This is a genomic window from Streptomyces sp. NRRL S-1022 (assembly GCF_000720135.1).
GTDB lineage: Bacteria > Actinomycetota > Actinomycetes > Streptomycetales > Streptomycetaceae > Streptomyces.
In genome coordinates, this window is the sequence record NZ_JOIU01000041.1 from 95,722 (window position 1) to 109,931 (window position 14,210).

Genomic DNA, 14,210 nt, shown 5'->3' on the forward strand with positions numbered 1-14,210 from the left:
TTCAGAACACCGTTTCAAAACGACGTTATCAAACAGAGGTAGGCTGCTGGCCGTGGGTAGGCCGAGAACAAACGACGAGGCCGTCAAAGAGCGGCTTGTGGAGTGCGCGACCGAGATGCTTGCCACCCGTCCGCGGGAGTCGCTCACGGTCCGCGCCGTGGCCGCTGCTGCCGAGGCGTCGACGACGGCGGTGTATTCGTTGTTCGGCGGTAAGGACGGGCTGATCGGTGCGGTGCGCGACAGAGCCGTCGCAGGCCTGTTCCAGGACCTGTCGGCGGCGCAGACCTCCGCGGACCCTCTCGCCGACCTCTACGCGCTGGCCGTCGCCTACCGTCGTTGGGGCCGCGGACACAGCCACCTGTACACGGTGCTGTTCGGTGGTGTGCAGTCCTTCGACCCGTCGGGGGAGGTCGGTGCCAGTGACCCGATCCGTCCGCTCCTCGCGGCGATCGATCGCGCGTTGGCGGCGTCCGTCCTCGTCGGCGAGGCAACGTCGATCGCCTTGTCCATCTGGGCCACCCTGCACGGGCTGGTGACTCTCGAACTGGCCGGGGCTCTCGACGCCGCCACGGCCGAGGTCGCATTCCGATCGGCGATTCACGCCACGTTGCGCGGGTGGGCGACCCCGGCGGTGTTCCGCAGCCTTCGCCAGGCCGAACTCGCCCACTGAGAGGATCAGGGCCGGTTATCCGCGCCCTCCCGGTCCCTGCCGGGGTGAGGGCGCATGGTCGGTGAAGACCGGCATGCCAAGGTCGACCAACTGCGGCCGGCCATCGGTTGGAGATCGCTTGAGGCTGTTGAGCTTGGTCATCGCAGCGTCGAAGCTGACCTGGAGTCCATCGACCTCGCCGAGCCAGCCGTTGGCGCGGGCCTCGGTGATGCGCTCGCGGAGGTTCCGGGTGATCTCGATGAGGCGTGGCCTCTGGCGGGGATCCATCTGGAGAACGGGGCAGCGGATGCAGGCTTCTCTGAACTTGGTGGTTGGACCCCTGGACCACCTCCGGGGCCTCGATAGAGTCGGCGTGATGACTGGGAACCGAGGTCGTTGGCCGAAGATCGATGAGGAGCGCGGCGTCGAGCACGTGACGCTTCTGATCTTGGAGTGGCTGGGCGAGCAGGGTGTGAATGCCATGATCAGGATGGACGCCGAGAGACTGGCTGACAACGCGCCGGCGTGGACGTTCGCTGCCAGCGGTGGCCCGTTGGCGCATGGGATGCGAGCCGATGGGAGGACTGTTCAGCAGTGCATGTCCGTTGCTCTGGCCCGCCTGCGCGACTCCGGTCTGTCGGTTCCGTTCTGATCTTCGACCGCCTCTGCTGAAACCTCACCTTGGGAACTCAGTTGGAGCGAATTTGATTGCTGGAGGGCTGGTCAGGGCAGGAGCGGTCGGGTTGCGGTCCAGGTCACGAGTCGTTCCCGCACCGGGCCGGGCGCCAGGTAGCCGACCAGGCTTTCCAGATGGGCCGTCAGGTTCTTGTGTCGCCGCAGCTCGCGGATCTGCCCGGTGGGAAGGTCGCGCCAGCCCTCGGCGAGAGCTGCGGCCTGCGGGGGCGTGAAGGACAGTGCGTCGCGCGTGTCGGACGCCAGCGCCTCGGGACTCCAGTCGGGGTCCGTGTCGTCGGGGCCCAGCCGGTCGATCACCCACATCCGGAGCATGAAGTCCTGCTGAGCCACGCGCGCAGGGTGTCCCTCGGCGTGGTCGAGCATGCGTCGGTTCGCGAGCAGCGACAGCTTCGCCCACTGGCGACGGGCTTCCTGGGGATGGCTGGAGTTGTAGGCCTGTCCCTGCGCGGCGACGCGTGCTGTCTCAAGTTGCTGGCCGCGGGCGTCATGGATGAACGTCTGGAGCTGGCCGAGCGTCCACGTGCTCAGATCGTGGCCTGATTCTTCTCGATGTGCGTCGCTACTCAACGTCCCCGCTCCTGGTCGTAGGCATGCCGAGGATGATGGTGGCCTTCTGGAACTGCCTGTCGATCTGGGCGAGCTTATCCTCGGCTCCGGCGAGGCTGACTTTGAGTCCTTCGACCTCGCCGAGCCAGCCCTCGCGCTCGGCCTCGGCGACGCGGGCGAGGAGGTTGTCGCGGATCTCCTCCAATCGGCCGCGCTGGGCGGGGTCCGGTCGGAGGAGCGAGCAACGAACGCAAGCGTGTTCATGGACACAAGGGCTTGAGAAGGCGCGACCACAGGTGCCGATGGAGACCTTGCGCTTCTCGAAGTGCGCGAGGAAGGCGTCCCATTCCTCCTCGGTGGGGGTCCGATACTCTTCGCTGGGCCGGGTGGCCCTGCGGCGGGCGATGAAGGCGCGATGGGCCTCGATGGTCTCGGCCGGGTAGATCGCCTTGTAGCCCATCGTCGTGTCGAGACTTTTGTGCCCGCAGATCACTTGGGCGATGTGTGGTGGCAGGCCGTTCGTGATGGCTTCGGTCACGAAGATCCTGCGGAGGTCGTGCGGGGAGAAGACGAGCAGTTCCCCGCCGGGATCGGTCAGACCCGTGGCGGTCAGCGCGTTGATCAGAAGCTTGCGGAGGGCGGTCGGGGTGAAAGCGCGGTGTTCGGTGCCGATATCGCGCTGGAACAGCAGCGGCATCGGCGGGTTCCAGACCCGCTCGTGGACGTCGTAGGAGGTCACCAGCGGGATCGCACGGCTTCTTCCTCGCAGGCGGCGGATGATGGTGGAAAGGATGTCCGCCAGTTCCGGGCTGACCAGCAGGAGCCGTTCGCTGTCGGTCTTGGACGGGGCGACCTGCAGCAGGGGCACGACTTCGCCGGTGCTGGGGAGCCGGTATTCGGTGATGCTGTGGTGGGTCAGCTCCAGGAGCTCCTCGTTGCGGATGCCGGTCAGGCGCAGGACCTCGATCGCGGCGAAGGCCCAGAAGGCTTCGCTCTCCTCGTAGGTGAGGTTCCGCCGCCGCCCGGTCGAGGTCTCCTCGGCCCAGATCAGGTGCCCAGCGGCCTTCGGCGCGACGGCTCTGCGCAAGGCCCCGGCGGTGTCAGGGATCAGATCCCCGGGCCGGGTGTACTCGGCGGCAGCCAGTAATTCGGCTGCGGCGCGGCGCCTGCGGTCGGCGGTGTCGGTCAGCACCGGCAGGACGGGAAGCCGTTCGCGGGTGCGCTGGTCCATCCGGGCCTTACGGTGTTTGCGGTCCTTGGCCTTGCTGATCTCCTCGTCGCTGATCGGGCAGGGCACCACCCACGGCGCCCAGCGGGCCGGCTCTTCCGCAGCCCAATGGGCGATGTCCAGATAGAAGGCGCGGACGCGGATGAGCTCGTCCTTGGCGTTCAGCCGGGGGCTGGCGATCTCGACGGCGGTGCCGTCCGGACCGATCGTGGTGCGCTTCTTGGTGGCGATGTCCGTCTTCCAAGCCCGGGACAGTGCCGGTGGCAGCCGCAGGGAGTCAATGCCCGGAGAGAGCGCTTCGATCCGGGTCCAGAACAGCCCAGCCAGCGTCCGCGACACCGCGTCCAGGCTGGTGTAGTCCAACGACGGTTGCCGTTCGCGCAGGTAGTCCACGATCAGGTCGCGGACCGGGCGGCACTGGATCGGATAGCGATCCACCAGTTCTTCGATGCTCAGCCGGCCGGCGGCAAGCCCGAACGCCCGGATCGTGGCCGGGGCGTCCTCAGGGAAGACACCCAAGGCTCGCAGCCGAAGGTAGAAGTCCACTTTGCGCTGACCCCCGCGGACATGGACCCGGCGCAGGGTGTCGACCAGCTCCACGCAGTCGCCGACGGTGATGTCAGCGGTCGACCCGCCCTTGCAGGCCAGGAGCATCGCGATCCGAGTCGCCGCGATGGTGGCCTCACCTCGGGCGCTGGCCGGCCCGGACTCTGCCAGCTGTACCAGCCGTGCGAACCCTTCGGGGTCGCGGACCTCGGCCATGACCGGGGCCAGGTGCTTGTGGGAGCGGGTGAGCATCCAGGCCAGGTCGGGACGGATGACATCGCCGCAGACAAACATCAGCAGCCCGGAGGTCAGGTCAACGCGCTCATACGACGGTGACGGCCCACTCTGGCGCAAGAATCAACGTGCTTCGTTCAGTCAACGGGGCGTGCTCGTGCTTGCAGGGGGTTCCGTAAGGTCGCCCGCAGGTGCCCAGTGACACCTTGCGGAGTTCGAAGTGCTGCTGGAAGTCGTGCCACTCCTGCTCGGTGGGCTCGCGGTACTCCTCCTGCGGTCGATCCGCCCGGCGCCGGTCGAGGAAGTCCCCCTTCATGCCCAGGAGTTCCGAGGCGCGGGCGCCGTTGCTGATGGCGAGCGCGACGATCGCCCGGTCCCGGTTGGAGCGCAGCGCGGCGAACAACTCGTTCCACCGTTCGTCCGACATCTGCCGGGGCCGGCGGCGTGGGACTTTCGGGTTGTATCGGAGCCGGCCCTCGCCCCGATACGGATGGAGCGGGTTGCGGTGGGCGTGGGGACGGCGACGCTCGGAGCGCGCCAGCGGCACCGGGTTGATCAGCGGGCCTTCGCCGGTCTCGATCCAGAAGGTGTAGAAGCTGCGGATCACCGCGTTGCTGTGCCGGATGGTGCGCGGCTTGTAGCGATCGTCCAGGTAGGGCTTCTTGGTGATCGGCTTGATGGTGCCCGCCGTCGCGCTGGACACCGTCCGCGCAGCGTTGGGGACTTTGACCGTCGCCCCCAGCCACAGTGCAAAATCCCGACCTTCTGCAGGAGTGGCCTGGTTCCACGGAACATCCACCACGCGCAGCCAGCGCCACCACCGCAGCAGGTCGAAAGCGTAGCTGCGGACGTTGCCGGGCCGGTTGTACCGGGCGACGAAATCGATCAGATACCGGCGTACCGGCTCGACAGCCCGCCCCTCCTCAGCGAAGACCAGCCACGGAACCACACCCGAGTTCGCGGCCACGTACCCCCACCGTGGCAGGCGAATCGATCGGACATCACGCGAGAACTCGTCCAACTTTGCTGCGCTCCTTGCTCCTTCGGATGCGCAACATCTACCGACTAGACCAACCGGGCGACGCGCCGTGGCCCGGCGCGTCGCTCCGTAGTCCGGTCAACACCTCCTTCGTGGCGCCCAGCCCTTCCGGTGGCGCACGGCCCATTCCTGGTGCGCGGCCGTTCCGTGGTGCGCGGCACTTACGTGGCACGCAGCCCCTCCGGTCGCGCGCGTCCCTTCGGCGGCACACGGCCGCTTCGGCGGCACACAGTCCCTCCGGCGGCGGGCGGCCCTTCCGTGGGCCTGTAGCCCTTCCGTGGGGCGGGAGCGGGAATGGGTCGGGACCCGTAGCCGGTACGGGGGAATGGCCGGCCACGGGTCCCGAGTCGGTGACGAGGTGTCCGGGACGGCACCTCGTGCGGAGGTCTCCGCGTCAGCGGGAGACGGGCGCCTCGACCTCGTCCGCAGCCGGGGCGGCGGACTGCTGGGCGGGAGCCTTCTTCAGGTTCAGCGCGGCCAGGGCACCGAGCAGCGCGGCCGCCGCGGTGACCCAGCCGGCCGCGCGGAGACCGTCGACGACGTCGGCGTCACTCGGGGTCGGCGCACCGGCGGACAGGTCCAGGCCGGAGTTGGCGATGACCAGGATGACGGCCAGACCGACGGCGGCACCGATCTGCTGGGCGGTGGAGGCGAGCGCCGAGGCCACGCCCTGCTCGGCCGGGTCGACACCGGCACCCGCGGTGGCGAAGATCGAGGTGAAGGCGAGACCGCCGCCGAAGCCGTAGATGGCGACTCCGGGCAGCACCGCCCAGTAGCTGCCGCCGGTGACCATGCCGAGCGCCATGGCGCCCATGCCGATGCCGTAGATGAGCATGCCGAGCGAGAGCGTCCCGCGCAGACCCGTCTTGTTCAGCATGGAGGCGGCGATCTTGCCGCCGGCCACCATCGCCAGCACGCCCAGCGGCAGGAAGGCCAGGCCGGCCTCCAGGGCGTTGTAGTCGAGGATGTTCTGGATGTAGGTGGTGAACAGGTAGTAGCCACCGCTCAGGGCGCTCATGTGCAGGAACGCCACCATCATCGAGGTGATGAGGCTGCGGTTGCGGAACATCCGCAGCGGCGCCAGCGGGGCCTTGCTCTTGGCCTCGATGCCGAAGAAGGAGGCGATCAGCAGCAGACCGACGATCAGCGAGCCGAGCACGCGGGGGGCGGTCCAGCCGGACTCGGGGCCACTGACCAGACCGAAGACCACGAGCGTGGCACCGACGGTGACCACCAGCGCGCCGGGGATGTCGAAGCCCTGGCGGGGGCCGGTGCGCGGGGCGTCGGGGGCGAGCAGGCTGGGCACGCCGAGCAGCGCGATGGCGGCAAGCGGCACCATGAAGAAGAAGACCCACTCCCAGCCGAGGCTCTGCGTGAGCACACCGCCGAGCAGCGCCCCCGCGGCGAGACCGCCGCTGCCGGTGGCGCCCCAGACCGCGAGCGCCCGGTTGCGGGCCGGTCCCTCGTCGAAGCTGGTGACGATCAGGGTGAGGGTCGACGGGAAGAGCAGCGCACCGCCCAGACCCTGCACGGCGCGGGCCGCGACCAGCACCTCCGCCGAACCGGCGAGGCCGCCGACCAGGGCGGAGGCGCCGAAGAGGATGAGCGCGGTGACGAAGACGCGACGGGCGCCCAGCCGGTCGGCGGCGCGGCCGCCGAAGAGCAGGAAGCCGCCGAAGGCGACCGCGTAGGAGCTGACGACCCACTGCAGGGTCTGCTGCGAGAAGTCCAGGGCCTTCCCGATGTCCGGCAGCGCCACGAAAACGATGTTGTAGTCGACGGCGATGATGAACTGGGCCAACGCCAGGAGCGCGAGCCTCAAGCCCGACCGCTGATGCGAACTTACGGAACGTTCCACTGGATGTGAGCCCTTCTGCAAAGGATCGTCCCGGCCACGGGGCGGCCGGAGAAACGGGGAGCGGTGACTGAGCGCATGCACGAACGAGAACGGCAGGCCGTTCGCTGTCTGTCGTTCGATTGCTGAGCGGTGTTCAGAGTTAGCACTGGAGATATTACTGACACGCCGTTGAGTGTCAAGCGCACACGTGCTCGGCCCCGGACCGCAAGTGCGGTCCGGGGCCGAGCACTTGGGGAAGGGGTCAGGCGGAGGCGGCCGGGGTGATGACGACCGGCAGCTTGCCGATCACCCGGAGGGAGATGCCGGGCCACCGCTCGACCGGCTCGTCGCCGAGGCGCACGTCGTACTCAAGGAGGGCTGCCAGCGCCTCCTGCGCGATCATGCGGGCGACCGGGGCCGCGACGCAGAAGTGGATGCCGTGCCCGAAACCGAGGTTGCGGCTCTGGGCGCGGCTGACGTCCAGCCGCTCCGGGTCGTCGAAGGCGGCCGGGTCACGGTTGGCGGCGGCCATCATCACGACGACGTACTCGCCGGTCCGCACCGGGATGCCGGCCACGTCGGCGTCCTCCAGGGCCGTCCGCGTCACCATGGCCAGGGTGCTGTCGTAGCGCAGCAGTTCCTCGACCGCGGAGGGCACGTGGTCCGGGTGCGAGCGCAGCCACTCCGCCTGCTCCGGATGGGCCAGCAGGTTGTACACCTGGTTGCCGATCAGGGCGGCCGTCGCGCCGAAGCCCGCCGCCAGCAGGTTCATCAGGAGCATGGCCAGCTCCCACTCGGACAGCCGGTCGCCCTCCTGCTCGGCCCTGGTCAGTTCGCTGATCAGGTCGTCACCCGGCGCGGCACGCCGGGCGGCGACCAGTTCGATGCCCGCGTTGATGAAGACGTCACGGGCGGCGTTGCGGCCGGTCTTCTGCTCCTCGGTGAGCGTGAAGCCCGGGTCGAGACCCCGGCCGCTCTCCATCGTGTTGGCGAAGAAGAGCGGGTGGTAGTGCTCGGGGATGTCCATCATGTCGCTGAGGACCTTGGCCGGCAGCGGGCGGGACAGCACCTCCTGCAGGTCCACCCGGCCGTCGGGGCTCTCCTCGACCGCCTTGGCCAGCAGCTCCCGGGCGTACCGCGCGGCCTTCGGGCGCAGCAGGTTCATCATCTTCGGCGTGAACGCCTTCGAGACCAGGCCGCGGATGCGGGTGTGGTCCGGCGGGTCCATGAACATGAGGATGCGGCCGGACTCGCCGCTCGCGGGGTTCTCCACGAACTGGTCGGCCACCATCGGGTTGACCCCCCAGCCGAACCGGGGGTCCTTCATGACCGCCGCCGCCTCCTCGTAGCCGAACACGGCCACGATCCCGCCCTCGGTACGGAAGGCCGGGCCGGACTGCTCCCGGATCTTCCGGTAGTACGGGAACGGATCGGCATGGAAATCAGGGTCGAACGGATCGAAGGGAAGCGCCTGCCGGGCGACTTCCGGGTCGTACGTGATGACATCGGGAATTTTGGCCGTCGCCGCGTCGCCCATATCCACATCCCACTTCTGAGAGTCGTGTTCCTGGGATCTGGAAATTACCGACCCGCACCCCCTAGGGCCAACCCCTCTCATGCAGCAGGGAGGCTAGGGGGTGCGGGGGTGAAATCTGGGGTTGGCAGTAGGGGTGTGGCGTCGATAGATTCGCCGATAAATTCACAGGATATCGCATTTGGTGCTAGCTGACATGAGGTTCCGAATGGAAAAGGAAAGCCGCACGGGAACGGCCACGGACTATCCGGAGGTCCTGGGCGGGTTCGACCTGACGGATCAGTCGAGATTTGCCGAGGGAATTCCGTACGAGCTGTTCGCCAGGCTCCGTCGTGAGGCACCGGCGCTGTACCACCCCGCCGGCACACTGCCGGACGGCGAGGGTTTCTGGGTGCTGACCCGCCATGCCGACATCGCGTCCGCGTCGGTGGACCCGGTCTTCTCCTCGCAGGGCGGCGGCGGCCGGGCCGGGGGCGGCTCACACCTGGAGGACCTGCCGTTCGGCGGCGGCCTCACGGGCACCGTGCTCGCCATGATGGACAACCCCCGGCACGACGTCTTCAAGCATCTGCTCGGTCCGGCCCTGGGCCGGGCGGTGTCCGCGCTGGAGCCGGAACTGCGGTCCGTCGCCGCCGCCCTCGCCGACGACCTGGTCGGGCGGGGTGCCGGCAACCTCGTCGACGACTTCTCGGAGCCCTTCTCGCTGCGTTCGGTGGCGCTGCTGCTCGGCGTGCCGCGCGAGGACTGGCAGAAGCTCACCGAATGGGTGCACACGGTACTCGGATTCACCCACCGCAGGACCGGAAAGGTGGACGACGAGTCGCGGGCCGTCTACGCGAACCTGCGCGGTTACTTCAGCACGCTGCTCGAAACGAAACGCGCGCACCCGGCCGACGATCTCGGCACGGTGCTCGCGAACGGAGAACTGCCCTCGGACTCCGGTCAGCCGCCGCTCACGGAAATGGAGCGGGAGGCCAATGCGAGCGTGATGCTGGTCAGCGGTTTCGAACAGCCCCGCAACACCATCGCCGGCGGCCTGCTGGCTTTCGCCCGGAATCCCGATCAGTGGCGGGAACTGCGGAAGGACCGGTCGCTGCTGCCCACGGCGGTCGAGGAAGTCCTGCGCTGGCTTCCGGCGAATCCCTACAACCGGCGCACCCTCACCCGGGACGTGGAACTGCACGGACGGCGCCTGCGGGCCGGCGAGAAGGTGACGCTGTGGTGGCCGTCCGCCAATCGCGACGAGACGGTGTTCCCGGACCCGGACCGCTTCGACATCCGGCGCGACCCCAATCCGCACCTCTCCTTCGGTCACGGCGTGCACTACTGCCTCGGCGACGCCTTCGGCCGGCTGGAGATCCGGCTGGCGCTGGAGGCCCTGCTCGACCGGGTCGAGGAGATCCGGCTGACGGCGCCGGAGACGTGGGCGCCCAACAACAAGCACACCGTGCTGCTCGACGTCCCCGTGGAGCTGGTCCCCGCGGAGGACGCGTGACCACCGCGGCCCTGAGCTTCGTCGACGCCCTGTACGCGGGCCGGCTCGGCCGGGACCTGTTCCGGTACCCGGTGCAGAGCGCACCGGACCGGTCGGCGGGCGATGCGGTGGTGGCGGAGCTGACGGCGTTCCTGCGCGACCGGTTGGACCCCGACGAGGTGGACCTCACCGGCACGCTGCCGGAGGGCTTCCTCGACGACCTGCGCAAGAGCGGCTACCTGAAGCTGTGCCTGGGCCCGGAGATCGGCGGCCTGGACCTGTCGGCGTACAACGCCTTCCGTGCCGTCGAGCACGCCGCCGGCCACTGCATGCCCGCGGGCCAGATGCTGGCGATCCAGGCGGGCGTCGGCGCACCCGCGCTGTTTCCCGCGCTGCCGCCGGGTCCGTTGCGGGAGTTCGTCGCCGAGCGGCTCGCCGACGGAGCGGTCTCGGGTTTCGGGCTGACCGAGCCCGCCGGCCAGAACAACGCCTGGCCCGGCACGACGGCGACCCGGTCCGCCGACGGGTCGGTCTACGTCCTGAGCGGTGAGAAGGTGTTCACGGGCCACGGTCCGGTGGCGGACCTGCTGCCGGTCGCGGCGACCGAGCACACCGCGGACGGGCGCAGGCTGTGCATCTGCTTCGTGGACACGGCCGCCGCCGGCTTCGAGGTGACCTCGCGCGTCGAGTTCACCGGGAGCCGGGGCCTGCCCAACGGGGCACTGCGCCTGGACGGTGTGGAGGTGCCGGCCGAGTACGTGGTGCGGAGCGAGCCGGAGGACCCGCGGTTCCCCGACCTGATGGCCTCGGCGGTCCTCATCGGCCAGCTGTACTTCACCGCGGCTCCGGCCCTGGCCATCGCCAAGCTGTGCCGGCGCTGGTCGGGCGAGTTCGTGACCCGGCGCAGGATCAACGGCCGGGCGCTGAGCGAGTACGACGAGATCCAGCGAATGCTCGGCGAGACCCTGGCGGAGGTGTACGCCATGGAGAGCGTCGTCCAGTGGGGGCTCGTCGGCTCGGGTCCGCAGGAGCGCTGGTTCGAGCGGCTGACGGCCAAGAACCTGGCGGTGCGCACCTGCTGGCGGATCGTGGACCGGACGGTCTCGCTGTACGGCGCGGAGGGCATCGAGACGCTGCCGAGCAAGCTGCGGCGCGGCGCGGTCCCCGTGCCGCTGGAGCGCCGGCTCAGGGACGCCCGCGGACTGCGCATCGCCGGGAACGTGGACTTCCAGCTGGACGCCCAGGCCGCCCGGCGCCTGCTGACCTGGTTCGCCACGAGCGCCGAGGACGCCTCCGGGCTCGCCGACGGGCTCGGTGCGGAGCACACGGACGAGGGCCGCCTGTCCGGGGTGAACGCCGCTCATCTGGCGGCGGTGCGGGAGCAGGTGCTGCGGTTCCACGAGGTCTGCCGCGCACTGGCCGGCAGCCGTCCCCGGCTGGAGGACCTGTTCGAGCAGGAGCACACGGTCATCCTGCTCGGCCGTGTGGCGGCGGAGCTGTTCGCGATGTACGCGGTCCTCGCCAGGGCCGGGACCGAGCGGCCCGGCGACGGCGGCGAGCGGGACGGCCAGCGGCTCGCGGACGTGTACTGCACCTCGGCCCGGCACCGTCTCGCCGACCACTGGCGACGCCTCGACATGGTCACCGAACCCGACTACGCCGGGATCAGCACCCGCTGGCTGGCCGAAGGGCTGCCCCGGCTCCGCGGCGAGGCCTGACCACGCACGGGACGGCCGGGGGCGCGTCGCGCGGGCGACGCGGCCCCGGCCGTCCGGCGTGTCAGCCCGTGACGGCGCCCTGCGGGTCGCCGACCGCGACGTGTCCCAACGACCGGGACAGGTCGATCAGTTCGGTGTGGTACAGCTTCCCCGGGTCGCGCACCTGGGGGTTCAGGTGGCCGTAGACCTCCAGGGAGACCAGGCCGTGCATGCGGCCCCAGACCCGCAGCGAGAGGGCCACCGCCGCCGGCGGCAGATCGGGGAACGACTCGCGGATCAGCTCGGCGAACTCGGGCGCGAAGTCGGACCAGGTGTGGTCACTGCCGATGTACAGGTGCTGGGCCTTGGGCCAGGCGGCGGCGACGATCCCGGTGAGCACCGCGCAGGAGCGGTGCTCCGCCTCCGCCGCCACTCCGCCCTCCGGCGGCTGGTAGTCGGGCACCGCGTCGCCGTACACCAGCCGGAACTCCTCCGGGTTGGTGACGGCCCAGTTGCGGTAGGCCTGGCCGAACGCCATCACCTGCGCCGCCGCGTCGTCCTTGGGGCACTGTGCGATGGCGGCCTCCAGGACGGAGGCGAGGTCGCTGTAGACGTCCGCGATCAGCACGCTGACGAGGTTGTCCCGGGTGTCGAAGTAGCTGTAGATCGCACCGGCGGTCATCCCCATCTCGCGGGCGATGGCACGCAGTGAGATCGCGGCTGTCCCACTGGAGGCCATGTGCTTGAGGGCTGTGGCTTTGATTTCCGCCGTCGTGGCCTCGCGAAGACGCATCCTCCGGCTCTGAGTCACCTGTCCCATGGTCGGCATCTTAGCAGCGTAGAAACATAAATGGTCGACTCTGGTTTTTTACGGCATTCAATTGACACGCCCAGTGTAGTCAGTGAACGCTGTTCAGAGAGCGATCGCTCACCAATCCCCCCGACTGTCCACGACAGTCCTGCCGAAGGGCTTACGCCGATGAGCACTGGTCTGACCACCGCCCCCGCCGCCGCAGGCGGCACCCTCAGGCTGGGGGACGACCTGACCGTCAACCGGCTGGGATACGGGGCCATGCGACTCACCGGCCCGGGCTTCTGGGGCGAGCCGGCCGACCCCGACGAGGCGGTCCGCGTGGTCCGCCGCGCCGTGGAGCTGGGCGTGAACTTCATCGACACGGCCGACGCCTACGGCCCGTTCAGCAGCGACCGGATCATCAGGGAGGCGCTGCACCCCTACGCCGACGACCTGGTCATCGCCACCAAGGTCGGTCTCACCCGCCCCGGCCCCGACGACTGGCGCCCGGTGGGACGGCCCGAGTACCTGCGCCAGCAGACCGAACTGAACCTGCGTCACCTCGGTCTGGAGACCATCGACCTGCTCCAGTTGCACCGCATCGACCCCGCGGTGCCGCTGGAGGACCAGGTCGGCGAGCTGGCCGAACTCCGCAACGAGGGCAAGGTGCGGTACATCGGGCTGTCCGAGGTGACGGTGGAGGAGCTGGAGAAGGCCAGGGCGGTCACCCCGATCGTCTCGGTGCAGAACCTCTACAACGTCGCGGAACGCAAGTCGGAGGACGTGCTGCGCTACGCCGAGCAGCACGGCCTCGTCTTCATCCCCTGGTTCCCCCTCGCCATGGGGCAGCTGGCCGGACCCGGCAGCCCGCTGGAAGCGGTACTCGAGGACCACGACGCCACCCCGGCGCAGCTCGCCCTCGCCTGGCTGCTGCGCCACTCGCCGGCCCTGCTCCCGATTCCGGGCACCGCCTCCGTCGCGCACCTGGAGGAGAACGTCCGGAGCACCTCGATCCAGCTGTCCGACACCGCCTACCAGGCCGTCACCGACGCCTGCTGAGACTGGAGGATTCCATGACCGTGCCCACGGCACAGCCCGGCCACCGTGTGGTGGCCGTCCGCGGTACGCAGACGGTGCGGGTACGCATCGACGGCCGTCCGGTCTGCTCGTCGGACCGGCCCGTGCTGGTCTACGAGACCGGACTGCCGGTGCGCTACTACCTGCCCCCGGAGGACGTGGAGCTGACGCTCTTCGAACCCTCGGACACCCGCACCACCTGTCCCTACAAGGGTGAGGCCTCGTACTGGTCGTTCCGCGGGGACGAGGGGGCCGGCGGAACGGCGCAGGGCCACCCGGACGTGGCGTGGTCCTACGTCGATCCGATCGACGTGGTCCCCGAGATCAAGGGGTACGTCTCGTTCTACGACGACGTCGCCGAGATCGAGGTGACCGGCGCGCCCCCTGAGGCGCCGGCCGTGTGAACAGGGCGAGGGGGGACCCGGTGTCCCCGGTGTCCCCCCTCGCCCCGTCCGCCTCCTCGGCGCCTACACGGTCCAGGTGTCCCCGCCGGCGAGCAGGGCCGCCAGGTCGCCCTTGCCGTGCTGTTCGACGGCGGCGTCGAGCTGGTCGGCCATGAGGGTGTCGTAGACCGGCCGTTCGACGTCCCGGAACACGCCGATGGGGGTCGGGTGGTGCAGGCGGGAGAGGGCGAAGGCGCGGGTGGGGTCCGGGTGGTGCGCGTCGTGGACGATCTCCTCGCCGTCCGGCGTGAGCCGGTAGGGGCGGCCCTGTTCCAGACGGAGCAGGGCGCCGTCGCGAGTCGCGGGGTCCTTGAGGGTGTCGAAGGCGCCGTCGTTGAAGATGTTGCAGTTCTGGTAGATCTCGATCAGGGCCGTGCCCGGGTGGTCGGCGGCGGCGCGCAGCACCTCGGTCAGGTG

The 14,210-nt window shown here is 69.5% G+C and carries 13 protein-coding genes and 1 pseudogene; 6 read left to right on the forward strand and 8 right to left on the reverse strand.

Annotated elements, in window-relative coordinates; translation table 11 throughout:
• Positions 1 to 52 precede the first annotated feature (52 nt).
• Positions 53 to 670: a TetR/AcrR family transcriptional regulator gene (locus IG05_RS0138400; RefSeq protein WP_030348759.1), complete on the forward strand. Its 618-nt coding sequence runs from the start codon at positions 53 to 55 to the stop codon at positions 668 to 670.
• Positions 671 to 685: 15 nt separating this feature from the next.
• Here IG05_RS0138400 and IG05_RS0138405 read toward each other — a convergent pair whose 3' ends face one another.
• The gene (locus tag IG05_RS0138405) at positions 686 to 937 is read right to left on the reverse strand and encodes a hypothetical protein (RefSeq protein WP_051790700.1); all 252 of its coding nucleotides are present in this window, start codon (positions 935 to 937) and stop codon (positions 686 to 688) included.
• A gap of 88 nt (positions 938 to 1,025) precedes the next feature.
• On the opposite strand from IG05_RS0138405, the gene IG05_RS0138410 reads away from it, so the two are divergent.
• Positions 1,026 to 1,301 (forward strand): hypothetical protein, encoded by a 276-nt coding sequence (locus IG05_RS0138410; RefSeq protein WP_030348761.1) that lies wholly within the window; start codon positions 1,026 to 1,028, stop codon positions 1,299 to 1,301.
• Between the two features lie 71 nt (positions 1,302 to 1,372).
• Here IG05_RS0138410 and IG05_RS0138415 read toward each other — a convergent pair whose 3' ends face one another.
• The 5 genes from IG05_RS0138415 to IG05_RS0138435 form a co-directional block, all read right to left on the reverse strand.
• The gene (locus IG05_RS0138415) at positions 1,373 to 1,912 is read right to left on the reverse strand and encodes a hypothetical protein (RefSeq protein WP_030348762.1); all 540 of its coding nucleotides are present in this window, start codon (positions 1,910 to 1,912) and stop codon (positions 1,373 to 1,375) included.
• Positions 1,905 to 4,019: a tyrosine-type recombinase/integrase gene (locus IG05_RS0138420; protein WP_234336201.1), complete on the reverse strand. Its 2,115-nt coding sequence runs from the start codon at positions 4,017 to 4,019 to the stop codon at positions 1,905 to 1,907. Before IG05_RS0138420 ends, IG05_RS0138415 begins: the two co-directional genes overlap by 8 nt.
• Complete coding sequence (locus IG05_RS49675; RefSeq protein WP_234336203.1) at positions 3,988 to 4,920, reverse strand: hypothetical protein; 933 nt, start codon at positions 4,918 to 4,920, stop codon at positions 3,988 to 3,990. The genes IG05_RS0138420 and IG05_RS49675 overlap by 32 nt, the downstream gene beginning before the upstream one ends.
• A 412-nt stretch (positions 4,921 to 5,332) precedes the next feature.
• Positions 5,333 to 6,760: an MFS transporter gene (locus tag IG05_RS0138430; protein WP_234336205.1), complete on the reverse strand. Its 1,428-nt coding sequence runs from the start codon at positions 6,758 to 6,760 to the stop codon at positions 5,333 to 5,335.
• 277 nt (positions 6,761 to 7,037) lie between these two features.
• Positions 7,038 to 8,312 (reverse strand): cytochrome P450, encoded by a 1,275-nt coding sequence (locus tag IG05_RS0138435; protein ID WP_051790702.1) that lies wholly within the window; start codon positions 8,310 to 8,312, stop codon positions 7,038 to 7,040.
• Between the two features lie 205 nt (positions 8,313 to 8,517).
• Between IG05_RS0138435 and IG05_RS0138440 the strand changes: the two genes are divergently transcribed.
• Positions 8,518 to 9,804: a cytochrome P450 gene (locus IG05_RS0138440; RefSeq protein ID WP_030348767.1), complete on the forward strand. Its 1,287-nt coding sequence runs from the start codon at positions 8,518 to 8,520 to the stop codon at positions 9,802 to 9,804.
• Positions 9,801 to 11,501, forward strand: a complete 1,701-nt coding sequence (locus IG05_RS0138445) for an acyl-CoA dehydrogenase family protein (protein WP_051790704.1) — start codon at positions 9,801 to 9,803, stop codon at positions 11,499 to 11,501. Before IG05_RS0138440 ends, IG05_RS0138445 begins: the two co-directional genes overlap by 4 nt.
• Positions 11,502 to 11,562: 61 nt before the next feature.
• Here the strand turns inward: IG05_RS0138445 and IG05_RS0138450 are convergent, their stop codons facing one another.
• Positions 11,563 to 12,309: a TetR/AcrR family transcriptional regulator gene (locus IG05_RS0138450; RefSeq protein ID WP_324605050.1), complete on the reverse strand. Its 747-nt coding sequence runs from the start codon at positions 12,307 to 12,309 to the stop codon at positions 11,563 to 11,565.
• Positions 12,310 to 12,459: 150 nt separating this feature from the next.
• Here IG05_RS0138450 and IG05_RS0138455 point away from each other — a divergent pair, with 150 nt between their 5' ends.
• Positions 12,460 to 13,332, forward strand: a complete 873-nt coding sequence (locus IG05_RS0138455) for an aldo/keto reductase (protein WP_030348770.1) — start codon at positions 12,460 to 12,462, stop codon at positions 13,330 to 13,332.
• Between the two features lie 14 nt (positions 13,333 to 13,346).
• Entirely contained in the window at positions 13,347 to 13,754 is a 408-nt protein-coding gene (locus tag IG05_RS0138460; protein ID WP_030348771.1) for a DUF427 domain-containing protein, read from the forward strand.
• A gap of 63 nt (positions 13,755 to 13,817) precedes the next feature.
• On the opposite strand, the pseudogene IG05_RS0138465 reads toward IG05_RS0138460, so the two are convergent.
• Positions 13,818 to 14,210 (reverse strand): annotated as a pseudogene (locus tag IG05_RS0138465) (2-oxoacid:ferredoxin oxidoreductase subunit beta); the annotation flags it as partial.

Excerpts from the sequence above, each read along its gene's own strand:
- IG05_RS0138405 (WP_051790700.1), bottom strand. The coding sequence starts at position 937 with ATGGATCCCCGCCAGAGGCCACGCCTCATCGAGATCACCCGGAACCTC.
- IG05_RS0138410 (WP_030348761.1), top strand. The coding sequence starts at position 1,026 with ATGACTGGGAACCGAGGTCGTTGGCCGAAGATCGATGAGGAGCGCGGC.
- IG05_RS0138435 (WP_051790702.1), bottom strand. The coding sequence starts at position 8,312 with ATGGGCGACGCGGCGACGGCCAAAATTCCCGATGTCATCACGTACGAC.
- IG05_RS0138440 (WP_030348767.1), top strand. The coding sequence starts at position 8,518 with ATGGAAAAGGAAAGCCGCACGGGAACGGCCACGGACTATCCGGAGGTC.
- IG05_RS0138450 (WP_324605050.1), bottom strand. The coding sequence starts at position 12,309 with ATGCCGACCATGGGACAGGTGACTCAGAGCCGGAGGATGCGTCTTCGC.
- IG05_RS0138455 (WP_030348770.1), top strand. The coding sequence starts at position 12,460 with ATGAGCACTGGTCTGACCACCGCCCCCGCCGCCGCAGGCGGCACCCTC.
- IG05_RS0138460 (WP_030348771.1), top strand. The coding sequence starts at position 13,347 with ATGACCGTGCCCACGGCACAGCCCGGCCACCGTGTGGTGGCCGTCCGC.